Here is a 19,188-nt window from a genome sequence, read left to right on the forward strand (position 1 = left end):
CGCGGCCCGCGTGCTCGCTAGGCTCGACCGCATGCGTGCTCGAACTGCTGCCATCGCCCTCTCCGCCGCCTCGATGCTGCTGCTCGCGGGATGCTCCGGGGGCTCGGACGCATACTGCGAGACCCTGCGGGAGCAGCCCGCCGGCAACTACGTCTTCAACCCCTACATCGGTTGGGGCTCGGGCCCGGCAGAGGTCGACAGCAGGCTCGCGGCGATGGATGCGGTGGGCGAGCCGCCGAGCGACATCGCCGACGAGTGGGAGGCCTGGCGCGCGCACCTGACCGCGATCAGCGAGGCCGAGACGGCCGGCGAGACGCCGACCGAGCTGATCGCAGCGGCTTCCTCCGGCGAGGCGGCAGACGCGGGCACCGCGCTCAGCGAGCACTACGTCGACGCCTGCCTCTAGGCGATCAGCCTGCCCGACACGGGCTGCGCGCTGCCGCGACCGGGCTGCTGAGGTCGGCGCTTCACTCGGGCTCGTGGGCCAGCAGGTCGCCGGGCTGGCACTCGAGCACGCGGCAGATCGCGTCGAGCGTCGAGAATCGCACCGCCTTCGCGCGGCCGCTCTTGAGCACGTGCAGATTGGCGGGCGTGATGCCGATCTGCTCGGCGAGCTCGGCGACGCTCAGCTTGCGCTTCGCGAGCTCGACGTCGAGGTTGAGCACGATCGGCATCAGACCACCTCGGCCATCTCGTGCTCGAGGTCGGTCGCCTTGGTGAGCAGCCCGCGCATCACCACGAGCAGCAGGCCGATGCCGGCGGCGCCGAAGAAGCCCATGATGAGGAAGATCGCCACGACCGGCGGCAGCGCGCTCGCGACCGCGAGGACGACCAGGGCGACTGCGAACAGGGCGGATGCGGCGAGCGCGCACGCGATCATGATGCCGACGAGGCCGAACGCGCGGGCGTCGAAGATGCGGTCGCGCGCGACCATCGAGAGCAGCCGCCACATCACGAGGAGCGCGACCTGCACGCAGAGGATGATCGCGATGCAGCCGATGATGCCCGGCCAGCGCAGTCCCGCGGCCTCGGGCATCTCGCGGACGGCCTCGGCGGCGAGCAGCGGCACGAAGAAGCCCTGCCCGGTCAGCGAGAGCAGCAGCGCGACGACGATGACGACCTTCGCGCCGATGATGGCAGCTCGTTGCATGGTGATCCCTATCGCTATTCGATACTGAAGTATCGAAGAACGATACCATGCGTTCGCACCTCGACCACGGCCCTCGCGGTGTGCGCACCACTCCCCGCTCCCGCTCCCCGCTCCCAGCCCCCAGCTCGCAGCTCGCTCCTCGCTAGCCGCGCACCGCTCCGCAGGTATGGGCGGAAGTGCTCCACAGCGCAGCTCCGGCGAGCACTTCGCCCCATCGCTGCCCCGGGCAGCGGATGAGCGGCGGCGCGGCAGGGGTTGACACGTCGCTCTCCAAGGCGCACGATGGGCTCACACCAGCGCGTAAGCAAGTGCTAACGCACGAGAGGGGTGCGGGATGCCGATCGCGACCGATCCGCTCAGCCGCATCTTCTTCGCGCTCGCCGATCCGACGCGACGCGCGATGCTCGGGCGCCTCGAGGCTGGCAGCGCGACCGTCGGCGAGCTGGCGGAGCCCTTCGCCATCAGCCGGCCCGCCGTCTCTCAGCACCTGCGGGTGCTCGACGACGCCGGCCTCATCGAGCGCACGCGCCAGGGCCAGTGGCGCTCCTGCGCACTGCGCCCCGAGGGCCTCGACGACGCCGAGCGCTGGGTCGCCGAGCACCGCGCCGCCTGGCAGCAGCGCTTCGACCGGCTCGACGAGACGCTCGCCGCCCTCACCGCGCGCCCTGGCGCATCCGATTCCGCCGCATCGGACCTTGCCGCATCCGACCACGACACATCCGACACCGACGCATCCGACACCGACGCATCCGACACCGACAGCACCGGCGCACCAGCCGGGCACGACACCGAGGAGCACCGATGAGCACGACCAAGCAGTTCACGATCACCCGGGCGTTCGACGCCCCGCGCGCAGCCCTGTGGCGCGCGTGGACCGACCCCGCCATCGCCGCGCAGTGGTGGCATCCGCACGAGGTCGTGACGCCGCCCGAGTCGGTCGAGATCGACCTGCGCGTCGGCGGCACCTACCGCTACCTGATGGTCGCCCCGGACGGCAGCGAGTACCCGACGGGCGGCGAGTACCTCGAGGTGCGCGAGCCCGAGCGGCTGCGGTTCTCGTGGGCCGACCCTGACGACGCCGTCGCCGACGCGATGCTCATCACGATCGACCTGCGCGAGCTGCCCGAGGACCGCTGCGAGATGACCTTCCACCTCGCCGGTGTCGACGAGGAGCGAGCGACCGAGGAGAGCATCCACACCGGCTGGAGCGAGGCCTTCGCCGAGCTCGACGCAGCGCTGGCCCGCGCATGATCACCGTCGAGCAGATCGTCTCGGCCGACGGCTTCGCGGCCGAGCCGGACGGCGGCATGCGCTTCGTCGCGGCGACGGCGCCACCTGACGACCTCACCGACGACGCGCAGCTGGCGATGCTCGAGTCGATCGACGCGATCGTGCTGGGCCGCCGCACGTACGAGATGTTCGCGAGCTACTGGCCGAGCGCCGACCCGAGCCGCGAGCGTGTTGCCGAGCCCATCGCGCGGCTCCCGAAGCTCGTCGTCTCCTCGACGCTCGAGCGCGCGCCCTGGGGCGACGGCGAGATCGAGGTCCTGCGCCCAGAGCCGAGCGCGGCGGATGCGGTCGCGAGCCTCGAGGGCAGGTTCGACTCGGTCATCGTCTGGGGGTCGCTGCGCCTCGCGAGCGCGCTGCTCGAGGCGGGCCTCGTCACGCGGCTGCGCCTGCGGATCTGCCCCGCGCTGATCGGCGAGGGCCTGCGCTTCACGCCCCCGAGCCTCGACCAGCGCGTCATGCGGCTGACGTCGTCGACCGCCATGCCCTCCGGCCACGTCGTCACGGAGTACGAGCTGGCGTCGCCGCGCTGACGCTGCGCTCGGGCTCGCGCTCTCGCGCGCGCATCCGTGTGCACCGAGGTGCTGCCTGCCGCCACTCGCGGCCGCAGCAGCGTGCACACGGATGCCCCGGCCCCGGGCGGCGGGGGCAGGGCGAGGGCGGCGGCGTCAGTGCGACGGCGACGGCTCCAGCAGCAGCTCGTCGATCAGCGCCTCGACCCGGCGGCGGCGGCCGCCGCGGATGACGCGAGGGCGGCGGCGTCAGTGCGACGGCGACGGCTCGAGCAGCAGCTCGTCGATCAGCGCCTCGACCCGGCGGCGGATGTCGTCGCGGATGACGCGCACCGCCTCGACGCTCTGGCCGGCGGGGTCGTCGAGCTGCCCATCCTCGTAGCGCTTGCCGGGGAAGATCGGGCAGGCGTCGCCGCAGCCCATGGTGATCACCGCATCCGACGCCCGCACCGCGTCGACCGTGAGCAGCTTCGGCGCGTTCGTCGCGATGTCGATCCCCTCCTCGCGCATGGCCTCGACGGCCGCGGGGTTCAGGCTCTCCTTCGGCGCGGAGCCCGCGGAGCGCACGTCGATGCGATCGCCGGCGAGCGCCTGCAGGTAGCCGGCGGCCATCTGCGATCGGCCGGCGTTGTGCACGCACACGAACAGGACGGTGGGCTTGTGGTCGCTCATGGCATCTCTCTCGGAGTGGTCGGGGTCGTCAGGTGGGGAGGGCTGCGCGGGCCGACCCCGCGCGCGCAGGGCCGACCGCGTGCCCCTCAGCAGCAGCCCGGCGGGCAGCACTGCGCGTCGAGCTCGGGCGGGCAGCCCAGCTCGACGCAGATCGTGTTCGCGTCCATCGCTCCTCCTCCCCCATCATCCGATCGACGTCGATCGATCGATCGATCGATCGACATGAATATCGACAGCCGTCGATGGGATGAGTGTGCCGGGAAGCATCGACGCCTGTCAATATGCGTGGCATCATCGATCCGTGACCACCATCGAGCTGCTGCCGCTGCGCGACCTCCAGGCGTGCTGCTCGCCCATCACGGGCGAGGTCATGAGCGCCGAGAACGCCGCGAGCCTCGCGCGCACCCTGAAGGCGCTCGCCGACCCCGCGCGCCTGCGCCTGCTCTCGATGGTCGCGGCCCACGAAGACGCGGAGGCCTGCGTGTGCGACCTCACCGAGCCGCTCGGGCTCTCGCAGCCGACGGTCTCGCACCACATGAAGGTGCTCGTCGACGCCGGCTTCCTCACTCGCTCCAAGCGCGGCACCTGGGCCTACTACCGGCTCGTGCCCGACGCGCTCGAGCAGGTCTCCTCGCTGCTCACGAAGCCCTGACGCCCGGCCCATCCGGCCGCGGTCGTCGCATCAGCTCGACGCGCACCAGCGGCAGGAGGTGCTTCGCGAGCACCACCGTCGCGATCGCGTCGTCGAGCTCGACACCGAGGCTGACCACGTGCTCGTCGTCGATCGTGATCGCCGGCAGCTCCACGCCGTCGACGGTGACGGATGCGGCGACCGCGTCGCGCTCGGACGGCGGATCCACGAAGGAGTCGGGATCGAACAGCACCGGATGCCGCTCCTCGCGGAAGGTGTTGGCGATCACGTTCCACATGTGCAGCGCGAGCCGCTCGGCCAGCGTCGAGTCGTCGGGCCCGAGCACGTGCGTCTGCACGGCCTCGTACGCGAGCGGGAACCGCATCCACCGCATCAGCTCGATGGCGTGAGGCGAGAACCGCGGCGACGGGTTCGCGAGCGCCGCCTCCTGGTCGGGCGAGAGCTCGACGTGGTTGCCCGGATCCTCGAGGTCGGCCGGGTTCCTGACCACGGCGTACATGATCGACGCGTTCGTCCAGTGGGTCGGCCCGCCGTCGATCGACGACGACGAGATCGTGTTCACAGCGATCTCGCGGATGCTCGGCTGCGGCACCAGGGTCACGAGCGGCACGGGGAACGTGGCCGCCACCTCGTCGATCGTCGGCAGATCGGGGATCGGCCCGTCGTCCTCATGGTCCTCGAAGAGCATGCCGCGAGCCTCGCACGCTGCGCCCTCCCCCGCCAGGGGGAGGCGCGATTCCCACCCGCAGGCGGAGGCGGCCAGACACTCGCGCTCCCTACCGTTGAGGCATGCTCTCCATCCATGCGATCAGTCGCTCCTTCAACGGGCACCAGGCGCTCAAGGACATCTCCTTCGAGGTGCACGACGGCCTGATGACCGGCTTCGTGGGCGCCAACGGTGCCGGCAAGACCACCGCCATGCGCATCCTCCTCGGCGTGCTCTCGCCCGACAGCGGCGAGGTGTGCATGGACGGCCGCCCCATCACCGCCGACGACCGCGCCCAGTTCGGCTACATGCCCGAGGAGCGCGGTCTCTACCCGAAGATGAAGGTGCACGAGCAGCTCGTCTACCTGGCCCGCCTGCACGGCGTGACGGCCCCCGCGGCCGCCAAGCGCGCGGACGACCTGCTCGAGCGCCTCGGCCTCGGGGAGCGCAAGGACGACACGCTCGAGTCGCTCAGCCTCGGCAACCAGCAGCGCGCGCAGATCGCCGCCGCGCTCGTGCACGATCCCTCGGCGCTCGTGCTCGACGAGCCCTTCTCGGGCCTCGACCCGATGGCCGTCGAGGTCACGCTCGACGTGCTGCGCGACGTGGCGCGCGCCGGCGCCCCGGTGCTCTTCTCCAGCCACCAGCTCGACGTCGTCGAGCGCCTGTGCGACTCGCTCGTCATCCTCGCCCACGGCGAGGTGCGCGCCGCCGGCACCCGCGCCGAGATCCGCGCCGCCCACACGCGCCCCGAGTGGGTGCTCGAGACCGACGACGCGGGCTTCGTGCGCGCGATCCCCGGCATCGAGGTGATCGAGTTCGACGGCGGCCACGTGCGCTTCGCCGCCGACAGCACCGACGCCGCCGACCGCGTGCTCCGCGACGCGATCGAGCGCGGCACCGTGCGCAGCTTCGCCCCCTCCATCCGCCCGCTGAACGAGATCTTCCAGGAGGTCGTCCGATGAGCGCCACCACCGCATCCGCCCCCGCTGACGGCGGTCACGCCAACCACCGCGGCCGCACCGGCTTCTGGCAGGCGACGGGCATCGTCGCCCAGCGCGAGATCCTCATCCGCGTGCGCTCGAAGTCGTTCATCATCTCGACCGCGATCATGCTCGCGCTGATCCTCGCGGGCGTGCTGTTCTCGTCGGTCGGCCCGCAGCTGTTCGACGAGGACACCACGGTCGCGACCATCGCGGCGCTCGCCCCCGCGCTGCAGGGGCTCGACGGCGTCGTCGTCGACACCCTCGGCTCTGCGGATGCGGTGCGGCAGGCCGTGCAGTCCGGCGCGGCCAGCGCGGGCGTGCTGCAGGGCACCGGGGCGAGCGGCCTGCTCGTCATCGGCGACCGCGAGACCCCCTCGGCGATCGTGCAGATGCTGAGCGTCACGCCCGAGGTCGAGCTGCTCGACCCGAACGCGCCCGACCCGCTGCTCACCTACTTCATCGGCATCGCCTTCGGCATCGTCTTCTTCTCGTCGGCCATCACCTTCGGCCAGACGATCGCGCAGTCGGTCGTCGAGGAGAAGCAGTCGCGCATCGTCGAGATCATGCTCGCGGCGATCCCCGCCCGCGCCATCCTCGCCGGCAAGGTGATCGGCAACTCGGTGCTCGCCTTCGGGCAGATCCTGATGATCGCCGCTGTCGTGCTGCTCGGCGGAGCCATCACCGGCTCGCAGCTGCTGCTCGACGGGCTCGGCATGCCGATCGTGTGGTTCGTGGTGCTCTTCACCGTCGGCTTCGTGATGCTCGCCTCGCTTTATGCTGCGGCGGCCGCGCTCGTGTCGCGCGCCGAGGATCTCGGCACGGCGACGAGCCCGCTGATGATGCTCGTGATGCTGCCCTACATCGCGGTGATCATCTTCAACAACAACCCGGTGGCGCTGCAGATCATGTCCTACGTGCCCTTCTCGGCGCCCGTGGCCGTGCCGATGCGCGTCTACCTGCAGTCGCAGGAGTGGTGGGAGCCGTACCTCTCGCTCGCGATCCTCATCGCGTTCACGGTCGCCGTCATCGCCTTCGCCGCGAGGATCTACGAGCGCTCGCTGCTGAAGACCGGCTCGATGGTGAAGTGGCGGGATGCGCTGAAGCAGTAGCGCTCGCACTCCCGCAGCGGCCCCCGGCACTCGCCCGGGGGCCGCTGCCGCGCGAGCCCTCGCACAACGCAAGCCCCGCGAGCGATCAGCGGGCCGGATCGCTCCCGTCGCGGGCGATCGCCGGGCGCGTGCGCTCGACGGCTTGCGTTGTGCGAGGAGTGAGGGCGCGAGGTCAGAGGCACGAGGTCAGGGGCACGCGGGCAGGGGCACGCGGGCAGGGGCACGCGGGTAGGGGCACGCGGGTGCTCGGTCAGGGGCGGGCGGCCTCGTAGCGCGCGAGCGCCTCCTGCCGCTCGGCGGCGTGGTCGACGATCGGCCCCGGGTAGCCGCCCTCGTAGCCATCGGCGGCCTTCCAGGGCTCATGGGCGGATGCGCCGGGCAGGTGCCGCAGCTCCGGCACCCATCGCCGCACGTAGGCGCCGTCGGGGTCGAACTTCTTGCCCTGCAGGATCGGGTTGAAGACCCGGAAGTACGGGGAGGCATCCGTGCCCGTGCCCGCCGTCCACTGCCAGCCGTGGTTGTTCGAGGCGAGATCGCCGTCGGCGAGCAGGTCGAGGAAGTGCCGGGCGCCGACGCCCCACCAGACGTGGAGATCCTTCGTCAGGAAGCTCGCGGTCAGCATGCGCAGGCGGTTGTGCATCCAGCCCTCGGCCTGCAGCTGCCGCATGCCCGCGTCGACCATCGGGAAGCCGGTGCGGCCCTCCTGCCAGGCGCGGAAGCGCTCGTCGGGCTCGTCGTAGGCCATCGTCACGAGCTGCTCGCTGTAGTCGTGCCACGCCGAGCGCGGCTGGTGCCACAGCACGTCGGCGTAGAACTCGCGCCAGGCGAGCTCGGTGCGGTAGCGCAGCATCGAGCGCTGCCCTGCCCCGCTGCGCGAGTGCGCGACGCGGTCGAGGTCGGCGAGCAGCGTGCGCGGGTGCACGGCACCGAGCTTGAGCGCGACCGACATGCGCGAGGTGTCGTCGAGGTCGGGGCGGTCGCGGTGCTCGTCGTAGTCATCGATCGGCCCGTCGAGGAACTCGGCCCAGCGCTCGAGCGCTGGCTCCTCGGCGGCCCAGTCGAGCGTCGCCGACACCTCGGGCACCGCCGGCAGCGCCTCGCTCTCGACCCCGCGCACCCACCGCGGCGAGGGCGCCTCGGCGGGCGCCCGCCAGCCGTGCTCGAGCCATGCCCGCGAGAAGGGCGTGAACACGCGGTAGTGCTCGCCATCGCCCTTCAGCACGCGCCCGGGCGAGACCGCGTAGGGGGTGCCGGTGGCCACGAGCGGCACGTCGAGCGCGCGCTCCACCGCCCGGTCGCGGCGGCGCCCGAGCGGCGTGGTCTCCCCGGAGACGTGCACGGCGCTCGCGCCCGCCTCGGTCACGAGCGCCGGGATCACCTCCTCCGGCCGACCCGAGCGCACGACGAGCGCACCATCGGTCGCCGCGTGCAGCGCGTGCAGCGCCGTGAAGAGCGCGGCCGTGCGCGCCGTGCCCGCGCGCTCGAAGGACGGGTCGAGCACGAACACCGGCAGCACCTCGCCCGCCTCGGCGGCCGCGACGAGCGCGGGGTGGTCGCGCACCCGCAGGTCGCGGCGGAACCAGACGATCTGCGCGGGCATGACGGCAGGCTACCCGCGCCGCATCGCGAATCGCTTGACACCGCATCGCTTGCATGGTTCATTAGTGGAGTAATGAACCAACGGAGCGAGATGCGCAGCTCGGTCCAGACCCCCAGGAGGCAGTCATGCTCGACGAGAGCAAGCCGCTCTTCCAAGCGGTTGCCGAACAGATCGAGGACGGGATCCTCGACGGCACCTACAGGGAAGACAGCCAGGTCCCCTCGACCAACGAGCTGGCCGCCTTCCTCCGCATCAACCCCGCAACCGCCGGCAAGGGCCTCGGGCTCCTCGTCGACGCGGATGTGCTCATCAAGAGGAGAGGGATCGGCATGTTCGTCGCTCCAGGCGCCCGCGAGGCACTTCGCCAGCGCCGCAAGTTCGCATTCCAGGACCAGTACATCGCACCGCTGCTCCGCGAGGCAGCACAGCTCGGCATCACCGCCGAGGAGCTCGCGGGCATGATCACGAAGGAGGCATCGCGATGAGCGCCGTCGTCACCACCGAGCTCACGAAGCGCTATCCAGAGGTGGCAGCGCTCTCGGGCGTCTCGATCCGCCTCGAGGAGCACCGCATCCACGGCCTCCTGGGCCGCAACGGCGCGGGCAAGACCACCCTCATGCAGCTGCTGACCGGCCAGGTCTTCGCGACCGGCGGCGAGATGCAGGTGCTGGGCGCGAGCCCGGTCGAGAACGTCGAGGTGCTCTCGCAGACGGCGTTCATCCAGGAGAGCCAGAAGTACCCCGACACCTTCCGTGCCATCGACGTGCTCCGCATCGCCGCGGGCGCCTACCCGAACTGGGACCAGGCGTACGCCGACCGGCTCGTCGAGCAGTACCGCCTGCCGGTCAAGCGCCTGATCAAGAAGCTCTCGCGCGGCCAGCTCTCGGCCATCGGCATCGTGATCGGCCTCGCCGCCCGCGCACCGCTCACCTTCTTCGACGAGCCCTACCTGGGGCTCGACGCGGTCGCTCGCCAGATGTTCTTCGACGACCTGCTCGCCGACTACACCGCGCATCCGCGCACCATCGTGCTCTCGACCCACCACATCGACGAGGTCGCGAACCTGCTCGAGCACATCGTGATCCTCGATCAGGGCAAGGTGCTGCTCGAGGCAGACACCGACGACCTGCACGACGCGGCCATCACGGTGTCGGGCAGGGCGACGACGGTGGATGCGTTCCTGTCGGGCCGCGAGGTCCTGGAGCGCAAGGTGCTCGGCACGCTGGCCACCGCCACCTTCGCCCCGCGAGACGGCGACGAGCTCGCCGCCCGCGAGGCCGGCCTGGACATCAGCCAGGTCTCCCTGCAGGCGCTGTTCGTGCACCTGACCACCGCCAACGCGGCCACGGCCGCTGACCGCGCCGACCGCGCGATCGTCTGAGAGGAGTCGTCATGCGCATCCGCAACGTCGTCCAGCTCCACACCGTCAACAAGATGCAGGCCTTCGGCTGGCCGCTGCTCATCATGTGCTTCTCGCTCGCCATCGTGCTCGCCATCGGCGCGCTCGTCGGCAACCTCGGCGGCCCCGAGGCACGCGAGGGCATGAACACGGGCATGCAGTACAACGGCGCGATCTTCGCCCTGCTCGGCCCGCTCATCGGCTTCGGATTCACCGCGATGGGGCAGTACTTCCCGCTCGCGCTGGGCCTCGGCCTCAGCCGCCGCGAGTTCGCGGCCGGCACCACGCTCGTCTTCCTCGGCAACGCCGTGTTCTACGCGGCCATCATCACGATCGGCAAGGTGATCGAGGTCGCCACCGGCGGCTTCGGGCTCTCGATCCGCTTCTTCGACGTCGTCTACACGGGGCTCGGCGAGTGGTGGCAGACGCTGCTGCAGACCTTCCTGCTCATCATCATGGTGATGCTGGTCGGCGCCGCGATCACCACCGCGTTCCACCGCTGGGGCCAGCCGTTCCTCTGGGTCTTCTGGAGCAGCCTCGCGGTCGTCGCCGTTGCCATCGGCGCCGGCTTCATGCTCTCGGAGGGCTTCCGCAGCACCGGCCTCGAGATCCTCGCGATGGGCTGGCTGCCCTGGATGGGCGTGACAGCGGCCCTCGCCCTGATCGGCGCCGCGGTGTGGCTCACGCTGGTGCGGCGGGCGCAGGCTCGCTGACATCGCCCGCCCGCAGCACGAGAGCCCGTCCCGCAGACGCGGGGCGGGCTCTCTGCTCTCGTCGGTCGGTCGGATGCGTCGGCTCAGCCGAGCGGGTCTGCCTGATCCGGGTGCTCGTCGCCGTCCGCGTCGTGCTGGCCCACGTCGATCGTGGCGGCGCCGGTGCCGTGCTCGGGCGACTCCGCCTGCTGCACGGGCGAGCCCTCGTGCGGCCCCCCGCCCCTCGCGCCCGAGGCGCCGAGGCCGTGGATGGGCGATTCTGCCTCCTGCACCGGCGAGCCCTCGCCGTCGATCGAGGCACCTAGGCCGTGCACGGGCGAGGCCGCGCCCTCGACGGGCGAGCCCCGACCCGCATCCGAGGGGCCGGTGCCGTCCGCCGGCGACGCAGCGCCGTCGTGGTCGTGGTCGTGGTCGTGCGCGTGGTCGTGCGTGTGGTCGTGCGCGTGATCGTGGTCGGTCGTCCCGTCGTGCTGCGAGTTCTCGTGGTGATCCATCTGCTGCTCCGTTCCGCTGGAAGCTGCGCCGGCTGGCGCCGCGGTCTCGACACGGGTTGCCCCGCACGTCGTCGTGCTGGTGGTGCTGCCGCCATTGTGCACCGCCCGCCTGAAGACCCGTACCCCGAGATCTGCGCCCCGCATCCGCCCGCCGCTCGCCGCCGCGCCCGCCACGTCTGCGAGGATCGTCACGTGCAGACGCTCCACGACTCCGACCGCCGCGGCTTCGCCTCCGACAACTACTCCGGGGTGCACCCCGAGGTGCTCGACGCCATCGTCGCCGCCAACGGCGGCCACCAGACCGCCTACGGTGCCGACGACTACACCGCCCACCTGCAGCGGGTCGTGCGCGGCCACTTCGGCGAGCAGGCCGCGGTGTTCCCGGTCTTCAACGGCACCGGCGCCAACGTCGTCGCGCTGCAGTCGCTGCTGCCCCGCTGGGGCGCGGTGATCGCCGCGAAGAGCGCGCACATCAACGTGGACGAGGGCGGTGCCCCCGAACGCGTCGGCGGCATGAAGCTGCTCACTGTCGACACCCCCGACGGCAAGCTGACGCCCGAGCTCGTCGAGCAGGAGGCGTGGGGCTGGGGCGACGAGCACCGAGCGCAGCCGCTCGCGGTCTCCATCACCCAATCCACCGAGCTCGGCACGCTCTACACCGCTGACGAGATCCGCGCGCTGGCCGACCACGCCCACGAGCGCGGCATGCTGCTGCACCTCGACGGCGCGCGGCTGTCGAACGCGGCGGTCGCGCTCGGGCAGCCCTTCCGGGCGTTCACGACGGATGCGGGGGTCGACATCCTCTCGCTCGGCGGCACGAAGAACGGCGCGATGGGCGCCGAGGCCGTCGTCGTGCTCTCGGCCAGGGCGGGCGAGGGCTTCGTCTATCTGCGCAAGCTCAACATGCAGCTCGCATCGAAGATGCGCTTCATCTCCGCGCAGCTGATCGCGCTCTTCGAGGGCGACCTGTGGGAGCGCAACGCTGCGCACGCGAACGCCATGGCGGCGCGCCTGCGCGCCGCCGTCGAGCAGCTGCCGGGGGTCGAGTTCGCCTACCCGACGCAGTCGAACGGCGTCTTCGCGCGCTTGCCGGAAGGTGTCGCAGACGCGGTGCGCGACGCGTTCTTCTTCTACGACTGGAACGCATCCGCCCGTGAGGTGCGATGGATGTGCACGTGGGACACGACCGAGGCAGACGTGGATGCGTTCGCGGCGGCCGTGCGGCAGGCCGTCGGCGCGTAGGCGGCGCGCACGAAGCAGGGGCCCCGGCGATCGCCGGGGCCCCTGCTCGCTGACGGATCAGATCAGTGCTTGGCCTGGTCCTGCACGCGCTGCTGCGCGTCCTGCGCATCCGACCTCACGTCGTCTGCGGCGCCCTGCGCCTCGCCCTTGATGTTCTGGCCGGCGGCGGTCGCCGTCTCCTTGAGCGACTGCGCGGCGTCCTGCGCGGGCTCCTTGAGGTGCTCGCCGGCCTCCTTGGCCACGTCCTTCGCCTCGTCGACGAGGGGCTGCGCGCTCTCCTTCACCTTGGCAGCGGCCTGCTTCTCCTGGTCGCTCGCGGGGATCAGCGAGGCGATGAGCGCGCCGACGCCGAAGGCGATCAGGCCCACCGCGAGCGGGTTGCCCTTCGCCTTGCGCGCGACGCTGTCGGTCGCGTGGTGCACGCTGTCGCCGACCTGGCCGACCGCCCCCTGCACGTTGTCGCCGACGCGGCCGATCGCTCCGGAGCCGTGGTTGTCGTCGCTGCCGAACAGCTTGTCCTTGACGTCGCCCAGCGCAGCCTTCGCGCGGGTCGTCTGGCGGTCGACCATGCTGCTGGGCGAGACCTTCTCGGCGAGCGCGTCGACGTCACCGCTCACCTCGGCTCGCGTGCGGTCGATGCGCGCGCGGATCTCCTCGGGTGTCTCGTTCATCGGTTCTCCTCCTTGGTGTGCAGTGCGTCAGGGATGTGCTTGACGGAGTCGACCGTCTTGGGCATCGGCTCGACCTTCGCGAGGGCCTTGCGACCCTGCAGGTAGAGGACGAGGGCGACGACGGCCCAGAGGACCGCGACCACGACGAAGCCCCAGGCGGTGTGGTCGAAGAGGTCGCCGAGGGCGAACGCGAGCGCGAACGACAGCAGCACGACGAAGAGGTGGCCTGCGTAGCCGGCGCCGCCGAGCATGCCGGCGCTCTTGCCCGCGCGCTTCGCCTGCTCCGTCGCCTCCGCCTTCGCGAGGGCGATCTCGTCGCGCATGAGCGTCGAGACGTCCTGCATCAGCTCGCCGACGATGTCGCCCACCGACTGCCCGGCCGCGCGGCGCTCCGCGTCGTTCGTGGCTGCGGCGACGGCCGGATCCACATGGGGCGCGTTGCTCCCGTAGGTGGGGATCTCGGAGCCGCTCACAGTCCGCGCTCCTCCGGGCGGGTACCGGTCGAGGGGCCGCCGGGCATGTCGCCGGGCACGGTGTCGCCCGTCCACGGCTCGTTGTCGCCTGCGGTCGGGACGCCCGAGCCGGCCGCGTAGCCGGTGCCGGGCACATCCGTCACGACGCCAGGCCCTGCGCCCGCACCGCCGACGGTGCCTGCAGAGCCGGTCGAGTAGCCGCCGGTGCCGGGGGTGCTGCTCGAGTAGCCATCCGTCGAGGAGCCGCCGGCCGCGTGGGCTCCGCCGCTGCTCGGGTAGCCGCTGCCACCGGTCGTGCTCGAGCTGCCGTGCTCATCCTTCGCGTCGGCGATGAGGCCGCGCGTCAGTCGGCCCACCAGCAGGCCTGCGACGCCGGCGATGGCGATGAAGGTGCCGGGGCGACGGCGGGCGAACGACTTGAGCTCGTCGAGCAGGTCTGCCGGCTCGCGGTCGTTCAGCCAGCCCGCTGCTGCCTCGACGCGGTCGCCGACCTGTGTGACGATCTGCTGCGCGATGCCGTCGCTGGCGCCCTCGCCCGAGGCCATCGAGCGGAGGTCGTCGCTCACGGTGCGCATGCCCTCGGCAGCGCGACGCTGCTGCGTCGACGCCTGCTCGCGGGCCTCCTGCATCGTGGTGTCGAGCAGCTGCTTGGCCTGGTGCTTCGCCTCTCCGGCGACGTTCTTGGCCTCGTCCTTGGCGGTGCCCGCGACGCGCTGGCCTGCGTCCTTGGCGGAGCTGCCGAGGTTCGCGGCCTCCTCCTTGGCGGTGTCCTTCACGCCCGAGGAGGAGCTGCTGCCGCTCGGACCGGTCGTGCCGGTGGAGAAGGGCTCGCCTGCGGCCGGCACGGTCGGAGCGGCGAACACCGCGTCTGCCTCCGGTGGCGTGCCGGTGGGCCGGGCGAGCGGGTCATTGGGCTGGTATGCGTCGGTCATGAGTCATCCAATCCTGTTGACGCGGGAGGATTCCCCCGCTGCCGCCGATGTTGTACCCCAATGCTGAGTGTGGCCTCCGAGGTCGCTTCGCGTCGGCGCCGAGCAGACCGTGCTGCGAGCGCCCACGCGGCGGCGACGAAGAGACTTGCCACTCGGGCAAGTCGCTCGTAGACTTGCCGACATGGAAAACGATGGCGCCGCATCCGCCCTCACCCCTGATGAAGCGCGCGAGGCGCTGCGCGACCTCGACAGCGATGGCGCCGCGCTCGCCGAGCGCGTGGTCACGCCGCCCTGGTACCACCCCGTCGTGGCGCTCTTCGTCGTGATCTTCGTGGTGTCGACGGCGATCCCCGGTCCAGCCTCGCTGATCGTGCTGGCCATCGCCGTCGTGGGCCTCGTGCTGGTCACGATCGCCTACCAGCGCCGCTACGGCGTCGCGACGAGCCGGCCGGCCGGGCCACGCAGCCGACGCATCCTCAGCGCGATGATCACCGTCATGGTGGTCTGCATGCTCAGCGGACTCGCCATCAAGTTCACGGAGGTGTCGCCGTGGTGGTCGCTCATCCCGGCAGTCGTGGCCGGGGCGCTCACCGTCGTGCTCGGCCGCGCCTACGACGCGCGGCTGCGCGGCGAGCTCGGTCAGAACGGCAGTGCGCCGGCATGAGCGCGAAGGTCGTGCCGGCCTTCAGCGAGGTGATCCACTCCCCCGTGCGGCTGCGCATCGCTGGCCTGCTGCGGCGTGTCGACGAGCTCGAGTTCGGGGTCGTGCGCGACACCCTCGGCATCGCCGACGCGAACCTGTCGAAGAACCTCAAGGTGCTGACGGATGCGGGGCTCGCCTCGGTGCGCAAGGAGCCGTCGCTGCAGCGCGCGGATGCTCGGCGGCTCACCTGGGTCTCGCTCACGCCGAGCGGCAGGGCCGCGCTCGAGGGGCACCTGGCTGCGCTCGCCGAGATCGCCGGCGGCGACTGATCGCGCGTGGGCGGCTGCTGGCATGCTGACTGCATGCAGCAGCAGATCGGCACACCAGGCGGCAGCGACGAGCGGCCCGCGGTGTTCTTCCGCGACGCGGCCGAGTTCCGCGCCTGGCTCGAGGCGCACCACGAGACCGCGACCGAGCTCTGGATGGGCCTCAACGCCAAGCACGTCTCGCCGCGCGGCCTCACGTGGGCCGAGGCGGTGCCAGAGGCGCTGTGCTTCGGCTGGATCGACTCGCTCTCGCAGAAGGTCGATGACGACGCGCGGCGCCAGCGCTGGACCCCGCGCAAGACGGGCTCGAACTGGTCTGCTGTCAACGTCGCGCACATCGCGCGGCTGACGGCAGAGGGGCGGATGCGCCCGGCCGGCATCGCGGCCTACGAGGCCCGCCGGGAGGACAGGACGGCCATCTACACCTACGAGACGAACCCCGAGTCGCTGCCGCCCGAGCTGCAGCGCCACGTCGACGCGAGCCCGGCCGCGGTGGCGTTCCTGGCGGAGGCGACCGCGAGCTATCGCCGCACCGCCATCGGCTGGGTGCTGGGCGCGAAGCGCGAGGAGACCCGCCAGCAGCGCGCGGAGCAGCTGGCCGTCGACTCGGCTGCCGGCCGCCTCATCCCGCCGCAGCGCTACGGCGCCACCCCCCGCTGGGTGGAGCGGGCCGCAGCCGCAGCCGCCGCCGCCGGCTGAGCCCGCCGGTCGAGCCCCGCCGGTCGAGGAGCGCGCCGGGCGCAGCCCGGCAAGCCCCCGCCGGTCGAGCCCCGCAGGTCGAGGAGCGCGCCGCGCGCAGCCCGGCACGCCCCCCGCAGGTCGAGGAGCGCGCCGCGCGCAGCCCGGCACGCCCCCCGCAGGTCGAGGAGCGCGCCGGGCGCAGCTCGGCACGCGTCACGAGACCAAGCCCCGCAAGACCCGCTACGCCCCCAGATACCGCGCCAGCTTCGCCAACGACGACCCCAGCCCCAGCTCGTGATCAGCCTGCGACACGCCCTCCGGCACCCCTGTCGCAGCGACCGTCACGCGCGTGCCCGCCTCGACGGGCTCCAGCACCCACGTCATCGTCATCTCGCCGCCGAAGCGCTCCTGACCCGAGTCGAACACCACGCGCTGCACGACGCGGCGCCCGGGCACGAGCTCCGCGAACGTCACCCGCGACACGTCGGTGTCCTCGCCCGTCTTGGCGTCGACCGGAGCTGCGAACCGCAGCTCCATCGTGAACCCGCCGCCCTCGTGCGCGCCAGCCCACTCGATGCGGCCGACAGCCCCCTCCGGCGGCAGCCACGCCTCCAGCGCGGCGGGGTCCAGCAGCGCCGCGTAGACCTGCCCGGCGGCGGCGGCCACCACGGTCGACGCGCGATCCACCCGCCCGACCTCGCGCGTCGACGGCCGGTTCGCTCGCGCCTCCGCGATCGCCCGCACCATCGCGGCGAGCGCCAGCCCGAGGTCGTCGAAGGTGAGCCCCTTGCCCTCGTGCGTGATGCCGGATGCGCGTGCCGGCGCATCCGCGTCGGTCTCGGCACCGACGGTGGCGGCGCCGCGCGTGCGCACGGCGGGCACGTGCACGAAGCCGCCCGGCACCGGCAGACCTGCGACGCGGTAGGCGATGTGGTTGCAGAGGAAGCGACCCGCGTCGTCGCTGACGTCGGCGGGCAGGCCGACCGCCAGAACCGCGGAGACCAGGGCGTCGACCTCGAAGCCGGATCCCCGACGCGCGGGGCCGGCGGGGTCGATCGCTGAGCCGAGCGGCTGGCCGCCGGTGTTGTCGGGGATCCACGCGAAGTCCTCGTTCACGCCCCAGCGCTCCGGCGTGATCGCGGCGCGGCCACCGGCCTCGCCCACCGCGAGCACCGCATCCGGAGCGTGCTGCTCGACGAGCGCCGCGAGCGAAGGGCCGGCTGCAGCGAACGAGACGGGCAGCTCGCCGGTGACCAGCTCGACCCCGGCCTGCGGGTCGGCGGCCCAGGCCGCCGCGAGTCGCCGCACCGCCTCGATGCTCGCGTTCTCGGGGTCGCCGCCGAAGGGCTCGAAGCCTGTCACGAGGATCTTCATGCGCTCCATCCTGCCGGGGCCGGCCGGGAGCGGCCTCACCGCGGCTGCCGCCCCAGCCAGCGGCTATCGCTCGCCGGCGCCGTGGCCGAGCTGCACGAGCACGGGCAGGTGGTCGGAGACCACCGGCCGCTCGACCGCGAGCTGCCTCGACGGCGGCAGCGCGGCCGCGTCGTCGACGATGCCGAGCGCGTGGTCGAGCTGCACGAGCGGACTCGGCATCGGATAGGTGGCGCCGCGAGCGAGCAGCGTGCTGCCGGCTCCTCCGACGGCGCGCACGAGCGCGCGCGGCAAGTTGAGATCGCCCAGCAGGATGCGCGGGCCGGGCAGCGTGCGCAGCCACGGCAGCACCTGCCGCAGCTGCCGAGCGTTGGCGCCCGGCACGAACGTGAGGTGCGCGCTCGCGACGGTGATCTGGCCGAGCGGCGCGTCGATCGTCGCCGCGATCGCCGCGCGCGGCTCGTCGTCGATCCAGTGCACGGAGCGCGACCGCACGTCGACGACAGGTGCGCGGAACGAGGACGCCGGCTCGAGCCGCAGCGTGTGCCAGCGCACGACCGGATGCCGCGAGAGCAGGGCGATGCCGTAGGCGTGCGGCGTCTGATCGAGGTCGGCGTCGTCGGCCGGCCGCCACGACCGCGCGGGGTCGCCGATGAGCGTCGGATGGAACCGCCAGGCGGTCGCGCCCATCGCCTCGGCGGCGAGCGCGGTGAGGTCGAGCGAGCCCGATCGCGGTTGGCCGCGGTCGACCTCCTGCAGCGCGAGCACGTCGGCGTCGAGCACCGCGATCGCCTGCGAGAGGGCGTCGGGGTCGACCAGCCCGTCGGCCCGCGCCACGCCGTGCTGCAGGTTCCAGGTCGCCAGGCGCATGGGTCAGTCGCCGGGCGAGCCGTCGGCGGGTCGCAGTGCCGCGAACACCACGTCGAGCAGTCGCAGGCGCTCGGCGAGCGGCATGCCGCGCGGCTCGCTCTCGCGGGTGACGGCGTTCAGCCCGGCGAAGGCCGCCCCGACCAGGGCCCGATGGCGCACGAGATCCTCGACCGCGGCGGGGCGGCCGCCCGCGGCCTGCGCGCGTGCCAGCAGCCGCTCGGTCACCTCCTGCTCGAGCTTGGAGAAGCGGTTCAGCAGGATCCCCGTCAGCACCGGCGCGCCCTCGGCGATGCGCTGCACCTTCGCGGCCCACTCACCCTCGGCCTGCGGGCTGCTCTGCGCGATGGCCTCGCGGATCACGACGCGCAGCGTCTCCCACGGCCGCTCGTCGAGCGGGCGCTCGTCGATCGCCTCCAGCACGGTGTGCGCCGTGCGATCGAAGTGCAGGAAGAGCACCTCGTCCTTGGTCGCGAAGTAGCGGAAGAACGTGCGCTGCGAGATGCCGACCGCCTCCGCCACGTCCTGCACGGTGGTCGACTCGTAGCCGCGCTCGAGGAACAGCCGCTCGGCCACCTCGGCGATCTCCCGCTGCACGGCACGCCGTGCGAGGTCGCGCGTCGGTGAACGGGTCATGAACGAAACGTACCAGGCAGACGAAAGCGGCGGTTCATGCATATACTGGCAGTCACTGACACGAAC

General features: G+C 72.1%; 26 protein-coding genes. 14 read left to right on the forward strand and 12 right to left on the reverse strand.

Features of this window, described 5'->3' with window-relative positions; genetic code table 11:
- Positions 1–31: 31 nt before the first annotated feature.
- Positions 32–406, forward strand: coding sequence for a hypothetical protein (locus BQ6202_RS11335; RefSeq protein WP_072314543.1), 375 nt, complete (start codon positions 32–34; stop codon positions 404–406).
- 61 nt (positions 407–467) lie between these two features.
- Here BQ6202_RS11335 and BQ6202_RS11340 read toward each other — a convergent pair whose 3' ends face one another.
- Both BQ6202_RS11340 and BQ6202_RS11345 read right to left on the reverse strand, forming a co-directional pair.
- Positions 468–674, reverse strand: coding sequence for a helix-turn-helix domain-containing protein (locus tag BQ6202_RS11340; RefSeq protein WP_072314544.1), 207 nt, complete (start codon positions 672–674; stop codon positions 468–470).
- Entirely contained in the window at positions 674–1,150 is a 477-nt protein-coding gene (locus tag BQ6202_RS11345) for a DUF2975 domain-containing protein (RefSeq protein WP_072314545.1), read from the reverse strand. The genes BQ6202_RS11340 and BQ6202_RS11345 overlap by 1 nt, the downstream gene beginning before the upstream one ends.
- A 334-nt stretch (positions 1,151–1,484) precedes the next feature.
- On the opposite strand from BQ6202_RS11345, the gene BQ6202_RS11350 reads away from it, so the two are divergent.
- From BQ6202_RS11350 to BQ6202_RS11360, 3 genes are read left to right on the forward strand one after another with little or no spacing between them, the layout of a single operon-like run.
- Entirely contained in the window at positions 1,485–1,955 is a 471-nt protein-coding gene (locus BQ6202_RS11350; RefSeq protein ID WP_083587231.1) for an ArsR/SmtB family transcription factor, read from the forward strand.
- Positions 1,952–2,401, forward strand: a complete 450-nt coding sequence (locus BQ6202_RS11355; RefSeq protein WP_072314546.1) for an SRPBCC family protein — start codon at positions 1,952–1,954, stop codon at positions 2,399–2,401. The genes BQ6202_RS11350 and BQ6202_RS11355 overlap by 4 nt, the downstream gene beginning before the upstream one ends.
- Positions 2,398–2,970, forward strand: a complete 573-nt coding sequence (locus BQ6202_RS11360; RefSeq protein ID WP_072314547.1) for a dihydrofolate reductase family protein — start codon at positions 2,398–2,400, stop codon at positions 2,968–2,970. Before BQ6202_RS11355 ends, BQ6202_RS11360 begins: the two co-directional genes overlap by 4 nt.
- Before the next feature lie 228 nt (positions 2,971–3,198).
- Here the strand turns inward: BQ6202_RS11360 and BQ6202_RS11365 are convergent, their stop codons facing one another.
- Positions 3,199–3,621 (reverse strand): arsenate reductase ArsC, encoded by a 423-nt coding sequence (locus BQ6202_RS11365; RefSeq protein WP_072314548.1) that lies wholly within the window; start codon positions 3,619–3,621, stop codon positions 3,199–3,201.
- Between the two features lie 301 nt (positions 3,622–3,922).
- Here BQ6202_RS11365 and BQ6202_RS11370 point away from each other — a divergent pair, with 301 nt between their 5' ends.
- Entirely contained in the window at positions 3,923–4,273 is a 351-nt protein-coding gene (locus tag BQ6202_RS11370; RefSeq protein WP_072314549.1) for an ArsR/SmtB family transcription factor, read from the forward strand.
- On the opposite strand, the gene BQ6202_RS11375 is transcribed toward BQ6202_RS11370, so the two are convergent.
- A complete protein-coding gene (locus BQ6202_RS11375) occupies positions 4,260–4,961 on the reverse strand; it encodes a hypothetical protein (protein ID WP_072314550.1) in 702 nt (233 codons plus the stop codon). The two genes, BQ6202_RS11370 and BQ6202_RS11375, sit on opposite strands and share 14 nt — an antisense overlap.
- 101 nt (positions 4,962–5,062) lie before the next feature.
- On the opposite strand from BQ6202_RS11375, the gene BQ6202_RS11380 reads away from it, so the two are divergent.
- Together BQ6202_RS11380 and BQ6202_RS11385 are read left to right on the forward strand one after the other, a co-directional pair.
- Entirely contained in the window at positions 5,063–5,944 is an 882-nt protein-coding gene (locus tag BQ6202_RS11380) for an ABC transporter ATP-binding protein (protein ID WP_072314551.1), read from the forward strand.
- On the forward strand, positions 5,941–7,074 hold the full coding sequence (locus BQ6202_RS11385; protein WP_083587233.1) for an ABC transporter permease: 1,134 nt from the start codon (positions 5,941–5,943) through the stop codon (positions 7,072–7,074). Before BQ6202_RS11380 ends, BQ6202_RS11385 begins: the two co-directional genes overlap by 4 nt.
- 250 nt (positions 7,075–7,324) lie before the next feature.
- Here BQ6202_RS11385 and BQ6202_RS11390 read toward each other — a convergent pair whose 3' ends face one another.
- On the reverse strand, positions 7,325–8,674 hold the full coding sequence (locus BQ6202_RS11390) for a cryptochrome/photolyase family protein (protein WP_072314552.1): 1,350 nt from the start codon (positions 8,672–8,674) through the stop codon (positions 7,325–7,327).
- Between the two features lie 125 nt (positions 8,675–8,799).
- Between BQ6202_RS11390 and BQ6202_RS11395 the strand changes: the two genes are divergently transcribed.
- The 3 genes from BQ6202_RS11395 to BQ6202_RS11405 are packed head-to-tail and all read left to right on the forward strand — an operon-like array spanning position 8,800 to position 10,786.
- Positions 8,800–9,159, forward strand: a complete 360-nt coding sequence (locus tag BQ6202_RS11395) for a GntR family transcriptional regulator (protein WP_072314553.1) — start codon at positions 8,800–8,802, stop codon at positions 9,157–9,159.
- On the forward strand, positions 9,156–10,055 hold the full coding sequence (locus BQ6202_RS11400) for an ATP-binding cassette domain-containing protein (RefSeq protein WP_143143722.1): 900 nt from the start codon (positions 9,156–9,158) through the stop codon (positions 10,053–10,055). Before BQ6202_RS11395 ends, BQ6202_RS11400 begins: the two co-directional genes overlap by 4 nt.
- An 11-nt stretch (positions 10,056–10,066) precedes the next feature.
- Complete coding sequence (locus BQ6202_RS11405; RefSeq protein WP_072314555.1) at positions 10,067–10,786, forward strand: hypothetical protein; 720 nt, start codon at positions 10,067–10,069, stop codon at positions 10,784–10,786.
- A gap of 83 nt (positions 10,787–10,869) precedes the next feature.
- Here the strand turns inward: BQ6202_RS11405 and BQ6202_RS11410 are convergent, their stop codons facing one another.
- Positions 10,870–11,280, reverse strand: coding sequence for a hypothetical protein (locus tag BQ6202_RS11410; protein ID WP_072314556.1), 411 nt, complete (start codon positions 11,278–11,280; stop codon positions 10,870–10,872).
- Positions 11,281–11,472: 192 nt separating this feature from the next.
- On the opposite strand from BQ6202_RS11410, the gene BQ6202_RS11415 reads away from it, so the two are divergent.
- Positions 11,473–12,522: a threonine aldolase family protein gene (locus tag BQ6202_RS11415; protein ID WP_072314557.1), complete on the forward strand. Its 1,050-nt coding sequence runs from the start codon at positions 11,473–11,475 to the stop codon at positions 12,520–12,522.
- Positions 12,523–12,584: 62 nt separating this feature from the next.
- On the opposite strand, the gene BQ6202_RS11420 is transcribed toward BQ6202_RS11415, so the two are convergent.
- From BQ6202_RS11420 to BQ6202_RS11430, 3 genes are read right to left on the reverse strand one after another with little or no spacing between them, the layout of a single operon-like run.
- Complete coding sequence (locus BQ6202_RS11420) at positions 12,585–13,193, reverse strand: DUF3618 domain-containing protein (RefSeq protein WP_072314558.1); 609 nt, start codon at positions 13,191–13,193, stop codon at positions 12,585–12,587.
- On the reverse strand, positions 13,190–13,666 hold the full coding sequence (locus BQ6202_RS11425) for a phage holin family protein (protein WP_234946201.1): 477 nt from the start codon (positions 13,664–13,666) through the stop codon (positions 13,190–13,192). Before BQ6202_RS11425 ends, BQ6202_RS11420 begins: the two co-directional genes overlap by 4 nt.
- Positions 13,663–14,598: an ATP synthase subunit B family protein gene (locus BQ6202_RS11430; RefSeq protein WP_072314559.1), complete on the reverse strand. Its 936-nt coding sequence runs from the start codon at positions 14,596–14,598 to the stop codon at positions 13,663–13,665. The genes BQ6202_RS11425 and BQ6202_RS11430 overlap by 4 nt, the downstream gene beginning before the upstream one ends.
- Before the next feature lie 181 nt (positions 14,599–14,779).
- Between BQ6202_RS11430 and BQ6202_RS11435 the strand changes: the two genes are divergently transcribed.
- The 3 genes from BQ6202_RS11435 to BQ6202_RS11445 are packed head-to-tail and all read left to right on the forward strand — an operon-like array spanning position 14,780 to position 16,266.
- The gene (locus BQ6202_RS11435; protein ID WP_072314560.1) at positions 14,780–15,262 is read left to right on the forward strand and encodes a hypothetical protein; all 483 of its coding nucleotides are present in this window, start codon (positions 14,780–14,782) and stop codon (positions 15,260–15,262) included.
- Positions 15,259–15,570 carry a transcriptional regulator gene (locus BQ6202_RS11440; protein ID WP_072314561.1) on the forward strand — a complete coding sequence of 104 codons (312 nt, stop codon included), beginning with the start codon at positions 15,259–15,261 and terminating at the stop codon, positions 15,568–15,570. The genes BQ6202_RS11435 and BQ6202_RS11440 overlap by 4 nt, the downstream gene beginning before the upstream one ends.
- A gap of 33 nt (positions 15,571–15,603) precedes the next feature.
- The gene (locus BQ6202_RS11445) at positions 15,604–16,266 is read left to right on the forward strand and encodes a YdeI/OmpD-associated family protein (protein WP_072314562.1); all 663 of its coding nucleotides are present in this window, start codon (positions 15,604–15,606) and stop codon (positions 16,264–16,266) included.
- A 222-nt stretch (positions 16,267–16,488) separates the two neighbouring features.
- Here BQ6202_RS11445 and BQ6202_RS15020 read toward each other — a convergent pair whose 3' ends face one another.
- The 3 genes from BQ6202_RS15020 to BQ6202_RS11465 all read right to left on the reverse strand — a co-directional run bounded on the left by BQ6202_RS15020 (position 16,489) and on the right by BQ6202_RS11465 (position 19,122).
- Positions 16,489–17,622, reverse strand: a complete 1,134-nt coding sequence (locus BQ6202_RS15020) for a pyroglutamyl-peptidase I family protein (protein ID WP_083587234.1) — start codon at positions 17,620–17,622, stop codon at positions 16,489–16,491.
- Between the two features lie 63 nt (positions 17,623–17,685).
- Positions 17,686–18,489, reverse strand: a complete 804-nt coding sequence (locus tag BQ6202_RS11460) for an endonuclease/exonuclease/phosphatase family protein (protein WP_072314563.1) — start codon at positions 18,487–18,489, stop codon at positions 17,686–17,688.
- Between the two features lie 3 nt (positions 18,490–18,492).
- On the reverse strand, positions 18,493–19,122 hold the full coding sequence (locus tag BQ6202_RS11465; protein WP_072314564.1) for a TetR/AcrR family transcriptional regulator: 630 nt from the start codon (positions 19,120–19,122) through the stop codon (positions 18,493–18,495).
- Between the last annotated feature and the right edge of the window lie 66 nt (positions 19,123–19,188).

Origin of the sequence: Agrococcus sp. Marseille-P2731 (assembly GCF_900117395.1) — a bacterium.
In the GTDB taxonomy this organism is placed as follows: Bacteria; Actinomycetota; Actinomycetes; order Actinomycetales; family Microbacteriaceae; genus Agrococcus.